This is a genomic window from Parazoarcus communis, assembly GCF_003111665.1.
GTDB lineage: Bacteria > Pseudomonadota > Gammaproteobacteria > Burkholderiales > Rhodocyclaceae > Parazoarcus > Parazoarcus communis_B.
The window spans coordinates 3071438-3092827 of record NZ_CP022188.1; the positions used below are offsets into that span (position 1 = coordinate 3071438).

A 21390-nucleotide genomic window follows, 5' to 3' on the forward strand; every position below is an offset into this window, starting at 1 on the left:
CTTTTGGGGGGGGCTACGGCGTGCCCGTTGAACCCTTTGCTCTCACGACGGCATTAATGGTCTTTCTGCCGCGGCGTAAGTTGAGGGGCAGCTTGCCTCGGGCGCGGCCTTAAAACAGGGTAAAAACTAACGCTAGTACTTAGCAGGATGTTGATTTAATAGGTTTTCCAGCATCCATGCGGGTTGTGAGGCTGATATAATTACATCTGCATTAAGAAACTGATTATTCTCATGCGCGGCATCGACCATAAACAGAACGCCCTGTTCAGCTACGTCAATATCGAAGACCGCATTGACCGGGATCATCCGTTGCGCCGGATCAAAACGCTGGCCGATATGGTTCTGCGCACGATGTCGCCGCAATTCGATGCGTTGTATGCCGATGGTGGCCGCCCGTCGATTGCACCGGAACGCTTGTTGCGGGCGTCGCTGTTGCAATGTCTGTTTTCGATTCGCTCGGAGCGTGCGCTGGTCGAGCATATCGATTTCAACATGATGTTCCGGTGGTTCGTCGGCATGACGCTGGACGAGCCGGTCTGGGATCACTCGACGTTCAGCGCCAATCGCGAGCGGCTCCTCAAGGAGAGCGTGATGCGCGAGTTCTTCGGTGGCGTGGTGGCGATCGCCGAATGGGCCGAGCTGGTGTCGGACGAGCATTTCAGTGTCGACGGCTCGCTGTTGCGGGCGTGGGCCTCGCACAAGAGCATGATGGCCCGGGACGGCTCCGACGAGCCGCCCGGACCGGATCAGGGACGCAACCCCGAGGTGGACTTTCGCGGCAAGAAGCGCTCGAACAAGACGCACGTCTCGCGCACCGACCCGCAGGCCCTGCTCGCCAGCAAGGGCGGCGGCGTGGCGTACCTGAGCTACACCACGCATGCGTTGGCCGAGAATCGTCACGGTCTGATCGTCGATGTCCACACTACGACCGCCACCGGAACCGCTGAGCGTGAGGCGGCGTTGGTGATGGCCAGGCGCAGCATCAAGCCCGGCAATTCGGCGCACAAGCCGACGCTGGCGGCCGACCGGGGGTACGACACCGCCGAGTTCATCGCCGCGCTCGAGCCGCTGGGCATTGCCCCGCATGTCGCGGCCAAGGTCAAGGGCAGCGCCGTGCCCAATGAGGTGAAGTCGTCCCCCGGTTACGCGGTCAGCCTGCGCCGACGCAAGATGATCGAAGAGGCCTTTGGCTGGGCGAAGGATATCGGCACGCTGCGCCATGCGATGGCGCGTGGGCTGGATCGAATCCGTGCGCATGCGTTGCTCAATTTCTCGGCTTATAACCTGACGAGATTGGGCAATCTGCTGGCGCCGTAATTCGCGGGCGCCCTGGCGCCCTGCGGATGGGAAACGTTGTAGTCGAAAAACCATGTCTTTGCGGCGACAGGAGCGCTGCTGATTTGCGGTAGCACAATCGACGGAAAAGTCAGCTTGAATCGGCATGATCACGGGGAAAGCGGGCGATTTTCAAAGTCGATTTTTCCCAGGGGACTGGAAACCGAAGGTGAACCCGAGATTTTCAACACCCTGTTAGGTGTTAGTTTTTGGTGATTGTGCTGAATGCCTTTCGTGACTTGGATTACAGCGCATACCACCCTATGCGTGCCGTGTATTATGTCGCATAGTATGCATCAAAATGATGCCCATGCTGTTTGCCCGGCTGGTACTATCCCCCAAGTATCCTTCTACGGCATTGGCGTACCGATGATTGCCCCCTCCCATTCGCAGCTTGAGCGCCTTGCCTATCTCGAAATGCGGGTGTACTTCGTGGGTGACTTGCGGCGCGGTGATCTTGAAAACCGCTTCGGGATCAAGCCCGCTGCGGCGACGCGAGACCTCAACGCATATCGGGCGCTGGCACCGGGCAATCTCGAATACGACACCAGCGCCAAGACGTACGTCCCGGCGGGCGGTTTTCAGCCGGTGTTCGGTTTCTCGGCAGAGCGTGTGCTCAGCTGGTTGCGACACGGGTTTGGTGACGGGCAGGGGCAAGGTACGCAGCGCGCGGTGCCGTGCGAAGGTGCGAGCGAGCTTGTTCGCCCGGATTTCTCGGTGCTTGCCGAGCTGACCCGCGCCATTCACAGTGGTCGGCCCGTTAAGGTGAGCTATCTATCGCTGTCGTCCGGTGCGTCCAGGCGAGTCATCGTTCCGCTGGCGCTGGCCGACAACGGTTTGCGCTGGCATCTGCGCGCCTTCGACCGAAGCCGTGGGCGCTTCGCCGACTTCGTGCTGACCCGCATCGCCAAAGCCACCGCACTGCCAGAGCGCGCTGGCAGCCAAGAGCAGCTGGCGGCCGATGTGCAGTGGGGCCGAATGCTCGATCTCGAGCTCGTGCCTCACCCCGGACTGGCGCATCCGGAGGCGATTCATGGCGATTATTCGATGCAGCATGGCGTACTCAAGTTGACGCTGCGCGCGGCGCTTGCCGGATATGCCTTGCTGCGCTGGGGTGTCGATTGTTCGGCAACACATTGCCTCGACGCCGCTTCGCATCATCTTTGGTTGCGTAACCCCGGTGTGCTCGACGGGGTCGAGAGCGCCGCACTTGCACCCGGCTATCAACAGTCCGGCGCGCTTGCCTGACAATACCGCTTATGAGTCTCTACAACGCACAGATCTCCGCCGGCTCGCTGATGCTGCCCGAAAGCCGCCGCATTGCGCGCTTCATGCTCACGCATCCCGATGAGGCGCGCTGGTACGACACGCTCAAAAACGAAAACATCCTGCAAAAGAAGTCGCCTGCCACGGCCCGCCGGCAGGCGCGGCTGATCCGTAACCGCCTTGAAACCCTGGACGAAACGGCCTGGCAGTTCGTTGCCGAGGGCGAGCAGGAGCTTGCGCTGCAGATTCTGCTGGCCGCTTCGATCAAGCACAGCCGCCTGCTGGGCGACTTCATGCGCGACGTGGTGGCAGGCCACCTGCGCCGGCTTGAGAACACCCTGTTGCCGGGTGACTGGGATGCCTTTTTGGCCGACTGTGCCAAGCGCGATGCAGCCGTTGCGGGCTGGGCCGAGAGTACCCGGGCGAAGCTGCTCGAGGTCGTCCTGCGCATGCTGGCAGAAGGGCGTTATCTCGAATCCACTCGCAGCCTGCGTCTGCTGTCGCCGCTCCTGCATCCCGAGCTGATCCGTTACCTCAAGTCCCGCGCCGAGCTGAGCGTGCTCGCCGCCATGGAGCTTACGCATTGATGACTGACATCCACCAGACCTTTGAGCAACGCCTCAATCAGATTCTGCCGCGCATCACCTCCGACGACTTTCTGCACAACCGTGGCCTTGGCAACGAGATCGGCTTCTGGATCTTCGAGTACCCGCCCGAGAAGGAGCTCGCCATGCGCGAGCACCTCGCCTCCGTCATCGAGCCTGCGCTCAAGAAGCATCAACCGCCGCTGCGCTACGCCTGCGTGAACCTGTTCGAGCTCGTCATCGACTTGCTCGAGTCAAGAAAGCTGCTCGACAAGGTCATCAGGATGCAGGCGGAGAAGGGCGACGACAAAGTGTTCGACGCCCTCAAGGGCGTGCTCGACCAAGAGAAGCTGGCGCAGCGCATCGTGTCGCTACACAAGCCCGACGATGTGGATCTGATGATCTTCACCGGGGTCGGCGCGGCCTACCCGCTGGTCCGCAGCCACACATTGCTCAGCGCGCTTCATCCCCTGATGAACGACACGCCGCTGCTGATGTTCTTCCCCGGGCGTTACGACGGCTACTCGCTGCGCCTGTTCAACAAGCTGACCGACAAACACTACTACCGGGCTTTCAGGCTCGTGCCTTGAGATCAGGACAATAACAATGCAGATCAGGGAGCTGTTCACCAAACCCATCGACCGTCCCATCAATGGTGTGATCAAGGCCGACCAGAAAGACGAAGAGAGCATCTGGCAGGAGCTCGACGAATACGTCGTCACCCGCCAGCTCACCGAGTACTTTCGTCGCTTCTTCGATGTCTACCTCGCGTCGTTCGACAACCCCAGCGATCCGGTGCTTGCTGCGCGCATGGGCGCATGGGTGTCGGGCTTCTTTGGTTCGGGCAAGTCGCACTTCATCAAGATCCTGTCCTACTTGCTCGAAAACTTCGAAGCAACCCACCCGACAACGGGCGACAGGAAGCGCGCGGTGGCTTTCTTCGACGAGCACAAGATCAAGGATGCGATGCTGCTTGCCGACATCCAGCGTGCTGCGCGCTGCAGTGCGGACGTCATTCTGTTCAACATCGACGCCAAGGCCGACAGCAAAGACGAGCGCGACGTCATCCTCAAGGTCTTCCTGCGCGTCTTTAACGAAAAGCTCGGCTTCAGTGGCGATGCACCCCACATCGCGCACATGGAACGCTACCTGGTCGAGAAGGGCGCCTACGAAACCTTCAAGGTCGCGTTTGCCGAGAAAAACGGTTCCAGCTGGGAAGACGAGCGTGATGCGGTCGACTTTCTGCGCGACGAGGTCGTGCATGCGCTGTCGGTCGCGCTCAAGCAAAGCGAGGATTCCGCCGGCCAGTGGTTCGACCGCGCCCGCGACGACTACAAGATCAACATCGAATCCTTCGCCCGCCTCGTGCGCGACTACCTCGACACCCGACCCACCGGCCACCGCATCATCTTTCTGGTGGACGAAGTCGGCCAGTTCATCGGTGACAACACCCAGCTGATGCTCACCCTGCAAACCATTACCGAACAGCTCGGCACGGCCACGCAGGGCAGGGCATGGGTCATCGTGACCAGCCAGGAAGACATCGACGCCGCGCTGGGCGAGGCCAACAAGGCCAAGTCGCAGGACTTCTCCAAAATTCAGGGGCGCTTTCACACCCGGCTCTCGCTCGCCAGCTCCAACACCGACGAGGTCATCGGCGAGCGCCTGCTGTCAAAAACCGAAGCCGCACACAAGGTCTTGCGCGACACCTTCGAGAAGTCCGGCGACATCATCAACAACCAGCTCGCCTTTGTCGGCAATTCGGTCAATCTGCGTGGCTACAAGGACGCTGCAGAGTTTGTCGGCGTCTATCCCTATGCGCCCTACCAGTTCACCCTGCTGCAGAAGATCTTCGAATCCATCCGCAAGGTCGGCGCCACCGGCAAGCACCTCTCGCGCGGCGAGCGCTCACTGCTCGATGCCTTCCAGTCGGCCACCGTGCGCAACAAGGGGCGCGATGTCGGCCTGCTGATTCCGCTGTACGACTTCTATCCGTCGATCGAAAGCTTCATCGACACCGTTGCCAAGCGCTCCATCGACGAGGCACCGCAAAACGGTGCGCTCGAGGCCTTCGACGTGCTGCTACTGAAGGCGCTCTTTCTCATCCGCTACATCGGCGACATCGTCAAACCCAACGTCGACAACCTCGCCACCCTGTGCGTCGACCGCATCGACACCGACAAGCTCGCCCTCAAACGCCAGATCCAGGAAAGCCTCGCCCGCCTTGAGCAACAACGCCTGGTCAGCCGCAACGGCGACCTGTGGTTCTTCCTCACCAACGAAGAGCGCGACGTCGCCCGCGAAATCAGCAATGTCGAGGTGTCCTCGGCCGAGAAATCCCGCCTGCTGGGCGAGTTGCTGTTCGACGACCTCCTGCAGGGCACCACCCGCATTCGCCACCGCGACACCAAAGGCGACTACGACATCAACCGCCTGCTCGACGGTGCGCCCTATAAAAACGCCAGCCACGAACTCAGCGTCGAAGTCATCACCCCGCTCGGTGACGACTGGGAAGGGCTGAGCGATGCGCGTGCGGTGTTGCGCAGCTCCGAAGGCGAGGGGCGGGCCGTGGTCAGGCTGGCCGAGGGCGAGCGTTTCGATCTTGAGCTCACTCTCTACCGCCAGATCGAGAAGTACATCGACAGCCCCAAGGCCAGCAACGCCACGCCGTCGCTACGCACCATCCTGCTCAACCGCAAGGACGAAAACCGCGAGCGTCGCACCCGCCTGCGCGAGCAGCTCTCCACCATGCTGGTGCAGGGCGACTTTCACGCGCTCGGCCAGCGCGTCGAGCTCAAGTCGACCAACCCCACCAGCCTGCTCGACGAGCTCGGCAACTACCTCATTACCAACACCTACACCAAACTCGGCTACCTCAAGCACCGCAACACCGACCCGCAAACCGAGATCAGGGCGGTGCTGCAAGCCGACGACGTCAGCCAGCGCAAGCTCGCCCTCGGCGGGGAGGAAGGCAACCCGCTCGCACTGACCGAACTGCGCGAATACCTGCAGATCAAGGCCAGCCACAGCCGCGTGATGCTGGACGAAGTGGTCAACCGCTTTGCCGGCATCCCCTGGGGCTGGAAGCCGGAATGGGAAATCGTGCTGCTGGTCGCGCGCCTCTTCATGGCAGGCGAAATCAAGCTGGTGATGAACAGCGCCGATCTCGACCCGCACGCGGCCATCGAGCCCCTTACCAAGGCCGTCCGCTTCAAGCAGGTTTCCATCCTCAAGCGCAAAGTCGCCGACGCCGACAGCCTCAAGAAGGCACGCAAGCTGCACCAGGACCTGTTCTCCAGCCTGCCACCGGACGACGAAGACGGCCTCGTAACCACCACCCGCGAAAATCTCGCCGCCTGGCAGACCGAGCTCAAGGGCTATGCGCATGTGGCTGCCACCAAATACCACCCCGGCAAGGCCCTCATCGACACGGCCGTGAGCCGGATCGCAAAGCAGCTGGCGGTGGCCGACAGCTTCGAGTTCGTCGACGCGATGGTCAAGGCCAAGGATGACTGGCTCGACCTTGCCGACGACATCCACGATGTCACCAGCTTCTACAAAACACAGGTCGCCACCTGGCGCCGCCTGCTCGATGCGCTCGACCGCTTTGCCGACAACCGCGATGCGCTCGACAAGGACACCAAGGCCGCTGTCGCCTTGATCAGCCTCGACGCCATTCGCGACAACCCTGCGCCCTGGGGCGTGGTCAGCCAGATCGAGCCGCTCATCGCCACCGTCGAGGCGGTCAACGAATCGCTCGCCCAGAGCAAGCGCGAACACGCGCTGCTGTCCATCGACGCCAAGATCGCCGAGGTTGGCCGCGCGCTCGACGCCGCCCACGCCAGTGACCTGTTGCGCAACCGCGCCCTGCTCAAGCTGCAAGAGCTCAAGACCAAGGTTGCCGGCCTTGCCAGCATCCCGATGATCTTCTATTGCCAGGACCAGGCCGGCGACGCGCTCGATGCCGCCATGGCAATGATCGAGGCCGCAACCCCCAAGCCCGGCCCCAACACGCTGGGCGAGAAGGGCGGCGGCGCGGCTGCCAGCACGAACACTACGACCACTACGACAACCAGCACGCTCACCACCAGCCCGCCGGTGGTCGCGCCCAAGCCGACACAAGTCGTGCGCGCAGCCGACTGCACCAGCAAGACCTATCTGGAAACGGAGCAGGATGTAGACGCCTACCTCGCCCGCCTCAAGGCCGAACTGCTCAAGGTCATCCAGGCCGGGCAGCGCGCCCGGCTGCAGTAAGGGGCAGCCATCGTGAAGGATTCAAACCTTCAGCACTTCAGCGCAGAACGCAGTCGGCGTCAGCATGCGGGTGCGGCCCAGGTGGCCGCGCGCACCACGTCGTGGACAAGGCGTGACAGATCGCCCTTGCGTCCGCCCCCCTTGCCGGCCAGAAACATCCCAATTTTGATTCCTCAGACCGGCGTTGATGTGTCTGTACTCTCACCGGCTCTGCGATGCCACAACCTGAAGCGACTCACCACAACCTCATGAACACCGCCAAACTCAAAAGCTACGCCCCGCAGGCCCGCAAGGATTTCATCGCTGCCGTCACCCAGCGCGCCAACCAGCTCGGCATCGCCGAGACGCAGGGCAGGCTCGAGGTGTTGCCGGGCGAGCGCCGTGGCGATGTGCTCATCATCGCCGGGCGCGAATGGCCCGCAAAGCTCGCCGGCCAGCGTGAGCGCCTCGTCCGCCGCATCCAGTCCGAGGGCTTTGCGCACACCATGGAGGCGGTGGCCTACACCTGGTTCAACCGCTTCGCTGCGCTGCGTTACATGGAGCTGCACGACTACCTCGGTCACGGCCACCGCGTGCTCTCCAGCGTCACCGCCGGCGGCCTGCCGGACATCCTTGCCCACGCCACCGAGCTTGCCGCAAACGGCAGCCTGCCGGGGCTCGACGCCGGCCTCGTCGCCGATCTAAAGCTCGCCGGCAACAAGGACGGCGAGCTCTACCGCCTGCTGCTCGTCGCCCAGTGCAACGCGCTCTCTACCGCCATGCCCTTTCTCTTCGAGCGCATCGACGACGAATCCGAGCTGCTGCTGCCCGACAACCTCATTCGCAGCGATTCGCTCACCCGCAACCTTGTCGACGCCATCCCGGAAGCCGACTGGGCGGATATCGAGATCATCGGCTGGCTTTACCAGTTCTACATCTCGGAGAAAAAAGACCAGGTCATCGGCAAGGTGGTGAAGTCCGAAGACATCCCGGCGGCCACCCAGCTGTTCACGCCCAACTGGATCGTGAAGTACATGGTGCAGAACTCGCTGGGTGCGCAGTGGCTGGCGACCTATCCGGCATCACCGCTCAAGGCGCAGATGGAGTACTACATCGAGCCCGCCGAGCAGACCGACGAGGTCAAGGCCCAGCTTGCCGCCATCACCGCCGCCAGCCTCGACCCCGAAGCGCTGACCCTGATCGACCCCGCCTGCGGTTCCGGCCACATCCTGGTTGAGGCCTATGAGCTGTTCAAGGCCATCTACCTGGAGCGCGGCTATCGTCAGCGCGACGTGCCGCAGTTGATCCTCGAGAAGAACCTGTTCGGCCTCGACATCGACGAGCGCGCGGCGCAGCTCACCGGCTTTGCGCTGTTTATGAAGGGGCGGGCGGATGATCGGCGGTTGTTCGAGCGCGGGGTGAAGCTCAATGTGATGGCGCTGGTGGATAGCGCGGGCTTCAATGCGGAGGCGCTGGCGACGGGGGTGGCGCTTGCAGACTATGGGCTGAAGGCGGAGGTCCTCACCGAGTTGAAGCGGCTGTTCGAGCACGCGACGACGTTTGGGTCGTTGATTCAGGTGCCGGAGGGGCTGGCGAAGAAGCTGCCGGCGTTGAAGCAGTTGAGCGAGGCGAGTAGCCAGGATCTGTTTGTGGCGGAGGCGCTTGAGCGGTTGGTGCCGCTGGTGCATCAGGCCGAGCTGTTGGCGACGCAGTACGACGCGGTGGTGGCAAATCCGCCGTATATGGGGAGCAAGGGGATGAATTCGGAGCTACGAGTATTCGCGAAGTGCAATTACCCTGATGCAAAAAGTGACCTATTCGCCTGTTTCATCGAGCGTGGGTTCTCGTTTGCGAGACATACCGGCCATAACGCCATGATAACGATGCAGAGTTGGATGTTTTTGTCCTCGTATGAGCTGCTTCGGGAGCGATTATTGTTGCAGAGGACGATTGTTACTATGGCTCATCTTGGTGCACAAGCTTTCGGAAGCATCTCGGGCGCGATTGTTCAGACGACGTCGTGTGTGCTAAGGAATTGCGCACTTCGAGGTTATAAGCCTGCATTTTTTCGCTTGCTTGATGGTGGTGAGGAAGCGAAGAAAAACCTACTTTCTAAGGGGGAGGGGCGTTTCTCAGAAACTCCCCAAATCGAATTCAAGAAGATTTGCGGAAGTCCAATTGCATACTGGGTGGGTGACCGTGTGCGCGATGCGTTTGCAACTAATCCCTCGCTAGGCGACTTATTTCCCTCAAGAGATGGAATGACGACCGGTAACAACGAGCGGTTCTTAAGGCGTTGGCACGAGGTTCCGCTGCTCGAGATCGGACTTGGGGCAGCAACGCCGCAGGATGCAGTACGCAGTGCTCGCCGTTGGTTCCCATGTAACAAGGGCGGAACGTTCCGGCGTTGGTACGGAAATAACGAATTTCTTATTATTTGGGAGAGCGACGGAAGAGACATTAAGAAGGACAAGCTGGACCGGCTTGCGAGAGGGCTTTGTCTTCCGAGCAACTCCAAGCCAAAGAACCAAGAATTTTATTTCCGTGAGTCAGCTACTTGGACGGCGATTAGTTCAACGTCTCTTGCGGTTAGATGGTCTCCTCCGGGTTCGATTTCAGAAACGGCAGGCCCAGCTGTATATGCGGAATCGGAAACCTTGGTCGTACTAGCGTTTTTATGTACGCCAATCGCGACGTTTCTTTCGCGGATAATTAATCCGACCGTGAACTGCAAGCCCGGCAACATCGCTGCGCTTCCATGGAAGGCGACATTTCCTCTTGAGCATGTAAAGGTCTTAGCTTCGAAGATTGTTGAGTTTTCAAGGCGTGACTGGGATGCCTACGAACGCTCCTGGGACTTTGAAACCCTCCCCCTCCTGACGGCCTCCACCGACCCCATCCCCACCCTCGAATCCAGCTTTAAGGCCTGGATCATCCACAACCGCGAAACCATCGCCGAGATGAAGCGCCTCGAAGAGGAGAACAACCGCCTCTTCATCGACGCCTATGGCCTGGCGGACGAGATCACCCCCGAGGTCCCGATCGAGCAGATCACCCTCACGGTGAACCCCGCCTATCGCTACGGTGGCAATCTCACCGAAGAGGAGCAATGGACCCGCTTCCGTCAGGACAGCATGGAGGAGCTGGTCTCCTACGCCATCGGCTGCATGATGGGCCGCTATAGCCTGGACGCGCCCGGCCTGATCTACGCCCACAGCGGCAACGAAGGCTTCGACCCCACCCGCTACACCCGCTTCCCGGCCGACGCCGACGGCATTGTGCCGGTCACCGACGAACTCTGGTTTGAAGACGACGCCGCCAACCGCGTGCGCGAGTTTCTGCGCGAGGTGTGGGGTGCAGCCTCGCTGGAGCAGAACATGGCCTTCCTCGCCGACAATCTGGGCCGCAAGGGCGGCGAGCCGCCGGACGACACCATCCGCCGCTACCTCGCCGACAAGTTCTTCAAGGACCACCTGCAGACCTACAAGAAGCGCCCCATCTACTGGATGTTCTCCAGCGGCAAACAGGGCGCCTTCCAGGCCCTGGTCTACCTGCACCGCTACCACGAAGGCACGCTCGCCCGCATGCGCGCCGAGTACGTCGTGCCCCTCACCGGCAAGATCCAGTCGCGCATCGAGATGCTGGAAAAAGACGCCGCCGCCGCAAGCAGCACCGCCGCACGCAACAAGCTGAGCAAGCAGATCGAGAAGCTGCGCAAAAAACACGTCGAACTCCTCGCCTACGACGAAAAGCTGCGCCACCACGCCGACATGCGCATCAAGCTCGACCTGGATGACGGGGTGAAAGTGAACTACGGCAAGTTCGGCGATTTGCTGGCGGAGGTGAAGGCGGTGACGGGTGGGGCGAGCGATGAGTGATCTGAAGTTCGAGTTCAGAGGGACGGTCTGATGCCTGCGCCTCGCAAACGGCTGTTGAAGTCGGTCAAGCTGGAACTCGTGAAGAAGTCTAGGGAGGCGGCCTTGGCTGCCGTTCAGATTTTCAACAATCCAGCGATCACCTTCAAATCGGAAATTTACATCGTCATGATGGTCATCGCGTGGACCTACATGCTTCACGCGCATTATCGAGGCAAGAAAATCGAGTATCGCCACTACGATACTCTCGCTAACGGGCGCAAGAAGTTTCAGACGACGGCAAAAGGAGCTCATAAATACTGGGAGTTGGAGCGGTGTCTGAATTTTGCTCAGTCGCCTATTGATAAGGACAGCGCAAACAATTTGCGGTTTCTGATTACTCTTCGTCACGAGATTGAGCACCAAATGACGACCCGCATCGACAACCTACTGAGCGCACGCTTTCAGGCGTGCTGCCTCAATTACAACGAGTACATCAAGAAGCTCTTTGGCGATCAGCATGGCATCGACAAGCATCTGTCGTTCAGCCTCCAATTTGCCTCACTAACTGAAGCCCATGTCGAGATGCTTGCAGAGCACGGTGAACTGCCAAAGCATATCGAATCGTTCATCGAAGGGTTTGACGGGAACCTAAGCGAAGAGGAGTTCAACAGCCCCCGTTTTGCCTATCGCGTTCTATTCGTTCCCAAGACCGCAAACAACAAGGGGCAGGCCGATCAGGTGATCGAGTTCGTCAAGGCGGACAGTGAGTTGGCAAATGCTGTGAATGCACAGTACGCGGTGATCAAGGAAACCGAGCGAGATAAATTTCTTCCGGCTCAAATTGTGAAAATAATGCAAGACCAAGGATTCCCTGGTTTCAATCTCCATGCCCATACTCAACTATGGAAGGCGAGTGATGCAAAAAATCCTAAGCATGCTTTTGGTGCTCAAGTAGTGAAGCAGTGGTACTGGTACAAGAAATGGGTGGATGCGGTTCGGACGTATTGCCAAAAGCATTCTGCCAAGTTCCAGTAGGGGGAGTAATCGTGTCTGAAATGGTAATTTCACCCCAAGAGTATGGAAAATGGCTAGTTGCCCTCAAGCAGCGCATCCAGTCCGCCCAGCAACGCGCCACCCTTGCCGTCAATCGCGAGCTCGTCCTGCTTTACTGGAACATCGGCCGCGACATTCTGGAACGTCAGCAGGCTCAGGGGTGGGGCGCCAAGGTCATTGACCAGCTGGCTAAGGATCTGACGGCTGCCTTCCCCAGCATGAAGGGGTTTTCCCGTCGAAACCTGCTGTACATGCGCAGCTTCGCCGAGGCATGGCCCGAACCCGAATTTGTGCAAGAGGTGCTTGCACAATTGCCGTGGTATCACCAGGTGACCCTGCTCGACAAGCTCAAAACCCGCCCGGAGCGGGAGTGGTATCTCGCCAAGGCCATTGAGCACGGCTGGTCGCGTAACGTGATGTGGCACCACATCTCGACGGCCTTGCACCAGCGCACGGGCAACGCCGTGACCAACTTCGGGCAACGACTGCCGTCGCCCGATTCGGAACTTGCGCAGCAAACGCTCAAGGACCCCTACCTCTTCGATTTCCTGGGCGTGTCCAAGGAGGCGCACGAACGGGATATCGAAGCGGCCATGACCCGCCACATTACCAAGCTGCTGATGGAGCTGGGCGAGGGCTTTGCCTTTGCGGGGCGGCAGATGAACGTGGAGGTCGATGGGCAGGACTTCTACATCGACCTGCTGTTCTACAACTACCGCCTGCACCGTTTTCTGGTGGTCGAGCTGAAGGCGGGCGACTTCAAGCCCGAGCACGCGGGACAGCTGAATTTCTACATCACCTTGGTAGACGAGCGCATCAAGAGCGCCGAGGACAAGCCGACGCTTGGGCTCTTGCTGTGCAAGCAGCAGCACCGCGTGGTGGCCGAATACGCCCTGCGCGGCATGACGCAGCCGATTGGCGTGGCGGAGTACAAACTGCAACTGCCCGATGACATTGCGCGCTATCTGCCGACGGTGGAGCAGATCGAGGCTGAGCTGGCAGAGGACGATGAGGCTGGACAGTGAAGGACTTTCATGACCAGCTCCGTGCCGTGCGGGATGCGGTTCCGTCGTCTGAGCCGAAGTCGGGTGGCGAAAGACGGCCAGGAAACAAGAGTACGAAAAACGCATTGAGCATTCCGCGTGATAAACGCACAGAGAAGCAAGGACATCGACAGACAGAAAAGCGAAGCGAGATAGATCAAGCGTTAATGCGCCTGCCGAATCATGGCGAGATTTGTCGTTGCAGCCCCGATAAAGGCTTTGGATTTGTCAGATTTCGTGACAAGGATCGGTTCTTCCATTTTTCAGGGCATCTCTTCGACCGGAAACTGAAACTTGCTGAGTCCGATGTTGGGCGTGCAGTGATCTATTTACTCGGAAGCTCGCCTAGAAACGGGCAGCTCGAGATCATTCAGTGGTGTTTTGTTGATGATCTGCAATGGCCGGACTCGACTCCACCCCACACGCAAACTGAATTTGACGCGATTCGATCTGGCTGGCTCAAGGAAAGAAATCTCTCCGAGCTGTTAGGAATTGCAGCAGCGCATTGGTATCTGAACCAATGGGATAAAAGTGCGAAGGCTCCAAAGACCGAAGCCTATTTGGTTGATGAACTGCTCTTCGTCGAACTCTGTGGTCTTCTGAACGAAGCGTCCGATGAAGCGCTAAGCCAATGTGGTTTGCAGCGAAATCTTGAGGCGTCTCCCTATGCGTTTGCTGAGGAGTGGACCACAGGCGGTTCTATGCCGCCCAATTTTGCCCTGCGTGGTTTCGGCCTGCGGGTGCTCAAGCATCTCGGATTACCGCGACCGGAGTGGTTGCCGTTGGTCAGCGAGTCAGCGCTGGTCTCCAAGTTGGTTGCTTGGGGGCTCTCATGCTCCAATGGTCAGGAAGATAAGGCGCGATGGCGAATTCGTCACAGTGGGTCCAATGGCGCCGTTGCGGTGCTGCTGATCAACAGTGGATGGGCTCCTGACGCTGATGATTGCGCCTGGCTTAAACAGGTCATCAATAGCGGGGGAATGGCTGCGCTACCGATTCTGGAACGGATCAGATCGGACCCCACGCAGATGGATCTTTGGCTGGAGGCGCTGCCTGATCGCGCCATTGGTGAATTGATTGCCGACGGCTCGTGGTCACCGGCCGTGATCGCAGACCTGTCCGTGCGTGCGACAAACCCCGAGGTCGCATCTCGGGCGCTCTGCGATCGAACGCTGGCTCTGGATCTTGAAACAGACGGCGATGAGATCTGGTCGCTTGGTTTTTACTTCAAAGGTCAGCGCAAGCTTTTCGATCTGAAAGCGACTAAAGGTTCGACGCTTGATAGCGCGCTCGAGGCACTGGACGAGGCACTGGATGAGTGCTTGCTGGTGGTTGGGCACAATGTGCTGCGTTGGGATTGGCCAATTCTGCGCGACCGCCTGCCTACGCGACGGGATCCCTTGCTGTGGGACAGCATGTTGATTCAGTTTGTACAGGCACCATGGTCCCAAAGCTTTGCGCTCGGAAGCTCGCATCGACCGGATGAAGATGCCCAAGCGGCCTTTACCCTGTTTGAAAGTCAGTTGAGACGTTGTGACCGCGAGGTCGCGCTGCGCGTGTTGCGACAGACGGTGACCGATGGCGGTGAGTTGGTTCAAGCCGTGGCAGCCGCCACGCCTAAGACGTTGGCTGGTCGTACAGGCCCGGACTGGCTCCCCGAGGCGCGTATCCGGGTCGGCCCGCAGCAGTGTCTTGTGGTTTCTGGCGGCGAGCTGCGCAAACTCGATTGGTGTAGTCGTGTGAGCGTCGTGATGGCGGAGGACGAAAGCCCGGCGGATGCACTACTGGAGATCGATGTCGATGCGCTGCTTGAGGCGCTGGATGATGCTTACAAGAATCAGCCGGAAACCATTGCGCTGATTGCTACGCTGAGGTGGATGCGTGAGGCGGAGATTGCTGTCCGCCCGGGAATGTTGCCCCTGTGGCTGACAAAGCAGGACGGCTTGGCGCAACCGCTGCTTCAGTCTCTGCGACCGGGCAGGGTGCGAGCGAACTGGTTATCTGTGATCGAACAGCCCGCCTCGGCGCGATGGCTGGTCGAGGTCGATGCCGGCCGAATCGTATGGCTCGATGAACCGGCATCCGAGCAAGTCTGCTCCGTGGAGCGGATAGCGCAATCCAAGCTGCCGATCAGTTTTCAACAGGCGGTCATGAAAAGCCCGACTGGCGATACCTCCAATATGAAGCGGATTGACAATCGAGTCGGACGGCTTTTTTCGCTAAATACCGCGAGCGATGTTGAGCGGCGCTGGGCCTGGTTTGACGCCGCGTCATGGTATCTGGCTCGGTTCAAGCGTGACTGGCAGGTGTTCTCGACAGTGTCTCTGGCCAGCAAGGAATTGGCCGTGTTGAGGCCCGCCCGGCTCGAGCAAGGCGTGGCCGCGAAGATGTTGAAACGTGAAGGCGCATTGCTGTATCCGGGTGCTGAGGATCAACAAACTTACTGGTTGCAGGTTCTATCCGCGTGTACGGAGGTGGCTGGAAGACGGAGTCAGGAGGGCACGGTTGAGCTGTTGTTGGTGACGAGTTCACTGGCACCCGAGTTGATCGATACGCTAGAGGTGGCGATGGCCGAAGTGGGCCTGACCGAAGTGTCGGCGCGCACGGGGCATGACGGCTTACGAGTTCATAGTCGTTCCGAACGTCTGCGCCGCGCAGTGAAGCAGGGATGGATGTTGGTCGATCACCTGGAGAACTGGCCTGCATGGGTGGAGGCGGCAAGCTCGGCGAAGGTGCGTTTGACGGCGGTGGTTGAGGCGTTGCCCTTGCATGAATGGTTTGCGATGGCGCATACCGGTGCCAACGTGGAAGGCGACCAGACTGAACCAGGGGAAGGGGAAGCACAGTTGTCATCTCCTGCACTGCTGTTCGATGAGGGGGACGACATCGGTGATGAGGGAGGCGACGACAGTGGTGACGAGGACGGTGACCACGCGGGAGTAGCGGGAGCGGAGCTTCTATCCGCCTCGGTTCAGGCGTTGAAGGCTCATGATGAGCCTGCCCCGGCGCTGAAGGAAGCAACCACCGCCCACGCGGCAGGTATCTCCACCTCTCAAGTCGCTGCGAAAGCCGTTGAGCTTGTAAACCGCTATTTGACCGACTGGGTCAAGGCATATCGTTTTGATCAAGCTGCCGATTTGCTCATCATCGATCCCAGGCTTTCGCGACACGAATACGCCTTGAAGACTGTCTTTGCGCACATGGAGCAGGTTTTCGAGCCAGTGAGCGATGAGGTCAGACACAGCTTGCAAAGCGCGTTGTCGTGTTTTTGTATCGAGCGCGAACCAGCACCGGATGATTACGCCTCGATGGAAAGTTTCCTGGTTAAACACTGGAATGTTGAGCGCGGGAAACCTGTCAAGCCGGGCGAAAAAGGCTTCATTCCGGGCTTCCGTGCGAATACCCAACGCCCCGTCATGGAGGCGGTGTGTAACCGCAAGTCCGATGTGCTGGTTACGTTGCCGACCGGTGAAGGCAAGTCGGTGCTGTTTCAGGTGCCGGCGCTTTGCATGGGGCTGCGAACCCGTCGCCTGACGCTTGTGATCTCGCCACTGCGCGCACTCATGAGCGACCAGGTCGAGGGCTTGCGCGCAAAGGGTTTTGGCGACTCGGCGGATTACCTGACCGCCGATCGACCGCGCCACGAAGTCGATGATGTGTTTCAGGGCGTGCTCGATCACCGCATCGTGCTTTTGTACGTTGCACCCGAGCGACTGCGCAGCGCGAGGTTCATGGATGCCTTGAACCATCGTGCGGAAGCCGACGGCGGATTCGAGTATCTGGTGGTGGATGAGGCGCACTGCGTCAGCCAGTGGGGCTATGAATTTCGCCCGGACTACTTCCATGCGCTGACGACCTTGTGCGAACGCTATCGCCAACCAGGCGAAGGCGCTGACCGGACCCCCTTTCTGCTGCTTTCCGCAACCGTGACGGCTCCCAACCGGACAGACCTTGAACGCATCCTGTCGGAAGGGTGTGACGAGGAACCCTACCTGCCTTTTGTGGCGAAACCCGGCGAGTTTTTTCATCCATTGAGGGCGCATATCGGGGTTGAACCGCTGTCCGTCCAGGGGCGTGTCACTGCGCAGAAGACAAAGGACTGGGACATTTCGCCGCGCCTGGCGATCATTCTTGCCACTCTGGCCGAGGCCCGTGCAAACCGGAAGAAGACCGGCCAGCACAGCAGCGTGATCGTCTTTGTCTCGCGCCGTGACCATGCGGAGGAGTTGGCGTTACTGATCCGACGCGACGGCGTCGAGGCCGTAGATTTCTTTCATGCCGGGCTTGATGCCGATGCCCGAAACGATGTCTATGAGAAGTTCAAACGCGAGAGGATCGATGTACTCGTAGCCACTAAGGCCTTTGGCATGGGGATGGATATTCCGCATATCCACTGGGCCATTCACCTGTCGCCACCCACCTATCTCGAGGACTACCTGCAGGAGGTAGGGCGAATCGGGCGCAACGAGGAGATGCGGGTTAGCGCCAAACTCCAGAAGCTGCGTGCCGTGCTGCTCCACTCCCCCGAAGACTTCGATGCCCTGCATGGACAGCGCGCACGCGGCCAGATCGATCTCCCAGAAGTGCTGGATTTTTACAAGCAAGTTGTTGCCCGCCATAAGCAGATGGAGGGCGTAGCCATTGCGGTGGTGCCGGATGCGGGTTTCAATACGCACGATACCGCTGCAAAGCTGAGGGCTGCCTGCACGCGGGTTCGATTGGCGCTGCACTGGCTCGAGCACGCAGGCAAGACCGAGATACTCAACACGGTGCCTGGCCTCCTGCCAGTCACGCTCCATCTGGACGCCTTACGCAGGACTGCTAATAGCAAGCGGGGGCAAATCTCGGAACTTGCCGCGGCCCTGGTCCGCCTCGCTGACCGGGGTGACGCCCAGAGTCCCAAACCTGAAAGGGTTGCGACCGCCCGCGTCACCACCGATACGAGCTACATGCGCCCTCAGGCCGAGAATGTCGGTGTGATTCGCAGTATTCTGAGAGGCTTGGGATCGATGATCGGCATGCTTTTCGGAACAAGCACGCCTACACCTTCTCCTGCCGCACCCGCACCCGCGCCGACGCCGCAGTCAAAGGTGAATCGATCAACGCCGGCCGTTTCTTCATCGCCACCCATGGTTCGCGGCGACATCCAGTCGGTGATCAATTTGGGCGAGTTGTGGCGGGAGACCTCGATTGCGAAGGTCGATGATGCCTTGTCCATTGTGGCTGAGCTCGAAAAGTCGGGGGCGCTCACCGTCACACGGAAGATCGGCTTTGCCACACGGAGCCTGGGCCAACAACCTGTTCAGGTGGCGACCCAACTGTTCAGTGTGCTGGCCTCAGCGGTCGAGTACGTTTTCGGCAAGCTCGACGAGAAAGGTTATTGGGTGCTCGATCATGATGGGCTCGATCTCGGCGGTGAGCAGATCACAGGGCTCGATCCCGATTTACATGTTCAGGTTAACTACGGTTTGCGCAGTGGCTTGACCTATCTGTTGCGCGGATCTGGCGCAAAGGTGAGACAGCAGCTCTCGAAGACAGGGGGGCGATTGGAAACCCGGGTGTACCTCCCACCAAGCAAGATCGAGAATGCTCGGAGAATCGTCAAGAGCATCCTTCTCCTGACCGGAAAGTTGCATGCTGTATTGAACCAGCACGTTCAACAAAACGAGCGGGAAATTGAAGTTACCCGTTTGGTCGAAGTGGTGCGAAACGCCGTGAAAGGCTCGAAGTACAGCGAGGCACGACTCAGGCAGGGGTTGGGTTTGCTGTCGGCAATGCGCATGTTTGGGATCTCCGATCAGATGGTGCCCATGGCTTACGTCGTGGTGTTGACTGAGCCGGAGGTGCCATTGCGTGAAGAGGACCGACCCGAGGTGTGGGCAGAGCTCAAGAGGGCGAATCGCTTCTCGGAGCTTAGATGCTTCGCCATGGATGTTTTTGCGAATCTCATGCCGGAGATGCGCGATGATTTTCTGAGGGAATACTTCGAGGCGAAGACGACCCAGGAGTTGGAATCATTTCTCGAGCTGCAGTTGGGTAACGTGGTAATCGATGACGAGGCTGAGGTGGCGGAATCTTTTCTCGCTCGAAAGCGGGCCGCACTGCGTGCCGAGGCTGTGGGGAAGTTTTTCAGCCGTTACAAGGGTGACCCGCCGGAGGTGGATGAAAACAAGCCCCAGGAACCGAATCAGTGGCTTGCGATTTCCCATCCCTACGGACGGCATTTGTTGGTCAATGCCGGACCGGGTTCTGGCAAGACAAGTGTTCTGCTGGGGCGTGTCATTCATCTGATCAGGGAACAGGGACTCAAACCCGAGCAGATTCAGGTTCTGGCGTTCAACCGTGCCGTGGTCCACGAAATACGGGCGCGGGTCAAGGAGATGTTTACGAGCCTAGGCTACGGTTCCTACATCCGCCGACTCAATATACATACCTTTCATGGCTTCGCCTTGAAGCACCTCGAGATCGAAGACCGTTCTCAATGGGAGACCCTGCTTCCGATGCTGGCCGAGCGACTCGCGGCGGATTCCGCTTTCAGGCTGAAGCTTGCCGGCAGCTTGCGCGCACTGCTGGTGGACGAGTTTCAGGATGTGAATGGGGACATCTACGAGATCATCCGGCAACTGTGGGAAGGCAGTCAGAAGCTGGCGGGCGTTATGGTGATCGGTGATGATGATCAGGACATCCTTCGGTGGAACCGTGACCCCAGAAAGGAGTTTGCTCAGGAGTACTTCGAGTCTTTTGCGACCAATTTCGCTCCGGAGCCAGAGAATCAGCTCGTTTTGCATGTCAACTTTCGATCGGACAGGAAGATAGTTGATCGTAGCCAGTCTTTTTTGAACAATTTTTTTTCGAAGGGCAGTCGAGACTCATGCCGACTTAAGTTGCAGTCGCTCAGATCTCGAGAAGGCGCCGACGAAGGCGTATTTACCCGCAAGCGCGTCGATTCGTTCGAGGAAGCTGTCGGCGAGGTTGTTCAGCAGCTGACTGAACTGCATGGCCAATCGACGCAAACGACATTGGCAGTGCTAGGACGAACGAACGCCGAAGTGGCGTTGGCTTATCAACGATTAAAGCCTGCGTGGCCGGGTATTACCGTCCAGACATCGGATAGACAGCGTTGCGCCGATTTGAGGCATGTTGGACTTTGGCTCGATCAACTCCGCGCGCGTTTTGACCAGCAGGGGGATTTGTCTCTTGGTGAGAATTTGATCAAAGATTTACTTGCGGATTATCAGACGCTGCTTATTCCTGAGGTGTCGTCGCCACGGAAGGAGGACGTCACACCAGAGTCTTTGGTTCAGATTTGCCGTCGTGAAACAGTATCCCCACGCTTGTCTGACTTGATTGAGCTTGTCAGTCGGTTGGACACGTCAGAAGTGGCACGCGCGGGCTTCTCGGGCCAAGAGGGGGGAGATGCCGTTATCTCTACCATTCACAAGGTCAAGGGGCTTGAGTTCGACAGAGTCTGGATGTTGCCCTCTCATTCGGAGTTCAAAGGCGATCCGGCGGACGCACTTGAGGAGACCCGTCTCGCGTACGTCGGAATGACACGGGCGAAGCAGTCTCTGACCTTGTTTTTTGGCGATCGCGAGGATGCTTACTGGAGTTGCCAAGCCTATCGAGGAGGGTGCATCGAAAGCAGAATGCTTGCGGGGACCCCGGAGGAGGTCTTCATCAGTTGGGCGTGCATTGAAGATACCCGATGGAATCGTGATCCTGACGAATGTCAGTCCTACATTGAGCGCACGGTTCGAGTGGGTGACGCTATATCGCTTGAGGGGGCAGGCTACGGGCGAGGAAAATCCCTGATGCACTGCGGTCCGAATGGTAGAAAACGGCAGGTCGGTTTTCTGTCTAACCGCGCCCCAGCTGGCGGGTTTAAGAGTCAAGTTTCGGTAAGTGCAGTCCTGCGCTATCCGCACGATACGTCATACGGTAACGGCAACAGGGTTGCCAAGACCGTGCAGGATCGTGGATGGGGCTATCTTGTTCTGGTCTCTGGTGTTTTGTAGCAAC

General features: G+C 59.2%; 10 protein-coding genes. 9 read left to right on the forward strand and 1 reads right to left on the reverse strand.

The genetic code is table 11. The annotated features are described in order from the left end of the window. Positions 1-231 precede the first annotated feature (231 nt). The 5 genes from CEW87_RS14040 (at position 232) to brxC (ending at position 7439) form a co-directional block, all read left to right on the forward strand. Complete coding sequence (locus CEW87_RS14040; protein ID WP_075146924.1) at positions 232-1317, forward strand: IS5 family transposase; 1086 nt, start codon at positions 232-234, stop codon at positions 1315-1317. Positions 1318-1704: 387 nt separating this feature from the next. Next, positions 1705-2583, forward strand: a complete 879-nt coding sequence (locus tag CEW87_RS14045) for a helix-turn-helix transcriptional regulator (protein ID WP_108973919.1) — start codon at positions 1705-1707, stop codon at positions 2581-2583. Between the two features lie 11 nt (positions 2584-2594). Continuing rightward, on the forward strand, positions 2595-3188 hold the full coding sequence (locus CEW87_RS14050) for a DUF1819 family protein (RefSeq protein WP_108973921.1): 594 nt from the start codon (positions 2595-2597) through the stop codon (positions 3186-3188). Then, positions 3188-3775, forward strand: a complete 588-nt coding sequence (locus CEW87_RS14055) for a DUF1788 domain-containing protein (protein ID WP_108973923.1) — start codon at positions 3188-3190, stop codon at positions 3773-3775. The genes CEW87_RS14050 and CEW87_RS14055 overlap by 1 nt, the downstream gene beginning before the upstream one ends. A gap of 16 nt (positions 3776-3791) precedes the next feature. Continuing rightward, a complete protein-coding gene (brxC, locus tag CEW87_RS14060; protein ID WP_108973925.1) occupies positions 3792-7439 on the forward strand; it encodes a BREX system P-loop protein BrxC in 3648 nt (1215 codons plus the stop codon). Positions 7440-7498: 59 nt separating this feature from the next. Here brxC and CEW87_RS23040 read toward each other — a convergent pair whose 3' ends face one another. Then, on the reverse strand, positions 7499-7597 hold the full coding sequence (locus CEW87_RS23040) for a ribbon-helix-helix domain-containing protein (RefSeq protein WP_108973927.1): 99 nt from the start codon (positions 7595-7597) through the stop codon (positions 7499-7501). Positions 7598-7687: 90 nt separating this feature from the next. Here CEW87_RS23040 and pglX point away from each other — a divergent pair, with 90 nt between their 5' ends. The 4 genes from pglX (at position 7688) to CEW87_RS14085 (ending at position 21386) form a co-directional block, all read left to right on the forward strand. Beyond that, entirely contained in the window at positions 7688-11296 is a 3609-nt protein-coding gene (pglX, locus tag CEW87_RS14070) for a BREX-1 system adenine-specific DNA-methyltransferase PglX (RefSeq protein WP_108973929.1), read from the forward strand. Between the two features lie 30 nt (positions 11297-11326). Then, positions 11327-12310, forward strand: coding sequence for a DUF3644 domain-containing protein (locus CEW87_RS14075; protein WP_108973931.1), 984 nt, complete (start codon positions 11327-11329; stop codon positions 12308-12310). A 20-nt stretch (positions 12311-12330) separates the two neighbouring features. Continuing rightward, a complete protein-coding gene (locus tag CEW87_RS14080; protein ID WP_108973933.1) occupies positions 12331-13353 on the forward strand; it encodes a PDDEXK nuclease domain-containing protein in 1023 nt (340 codons plus the stop codon). Positions 13354-13457: 104 nt separating this feature from the next. Beyond that, positions 13458-21386 carry a UvrD-helicase domain-containing protein gene (locus tag CEW87_RS14085; RefSeq protein WP_159098162.1) on the forward strand — a complete coding sequence of 2643 codons (7929 nt, stop codon included), beginning with the start codon at positions 13458-13460 and terminating at the stop codon, positions 21384-21386. The last annotated feature ends 4 nt before the right edge of the window (positions 21387-21390 follow it).

What these genes read in the sequence shown, in the direction of transcription:
- CEW87_RS14045 (WP_108973919.1), top strand. Translation starts at nt 1,705, where the DNA reads ATGATTGCCCCCTCCCATTCGCAGCTTGAGCGCCTTGCCTATCTCGAA.
- CEW87_RS14040 (WP_075146924.1), top strand. Translation starts at nt 232, where the DNA reads ATGCGCGGCATCGACCATAAACAGAACGCCCTGTTCAGCTACGTCAAT.
- pglX (WP_108973929.1), top strand. Translation starts at nt 7,688, where the DNA reads ATGAACACCGCCAAACTCAAAAGCTACGCCCCGCAGGCCCGCAAGGAT.
- CEW87_RS23040 (WP_108973927.1), bottom strand. Translation starts at nt 7,597, where the DNA reads ATGTTTCTGGCCGGCAAGGGGGGCGGACGCAAGGGCGATCTGTCACGC.
- CEW87_RS14080 (WP_108973933.1), top strand. Translation starts at nt 12,331, where the DNA reads ATGGTAATTTCACCCCAAGAGTATGGAAAATGGCTAGTTGCCCTCAAG.
- CEW87_RS14055 (WP_108973923.1), top strand. Translation starts at nt 3,188, where the DNA reads ATGACTGACATCCACCAGACCTTTGAGCAACGCCTCAATCAGATTCTG.
- CEW87_RS14075 (WP_108973931.1), top strand. Translation starts at nt 11,327, where the DNA reads ATGCCTGCGCCTCGCAAACGGCTGTTGAAGTCGGTCAAGCTGGAACTC.
- CEW87_RS14050 (WP_108973921.1), top strand. Translation starts at nt 2,595, where the DNA reads ATGAGTCTCTACAACGCACAGATCTCCGCCGGCTCGCTGATGCTGCCC.
- brxC (WP_108973925.1), top strand. Translation starts at nt 3,792, where the DNA reads ATGCAGATCAGGGAGCTGTTCACCAAACCCATCGACCGTCCCATCAAT.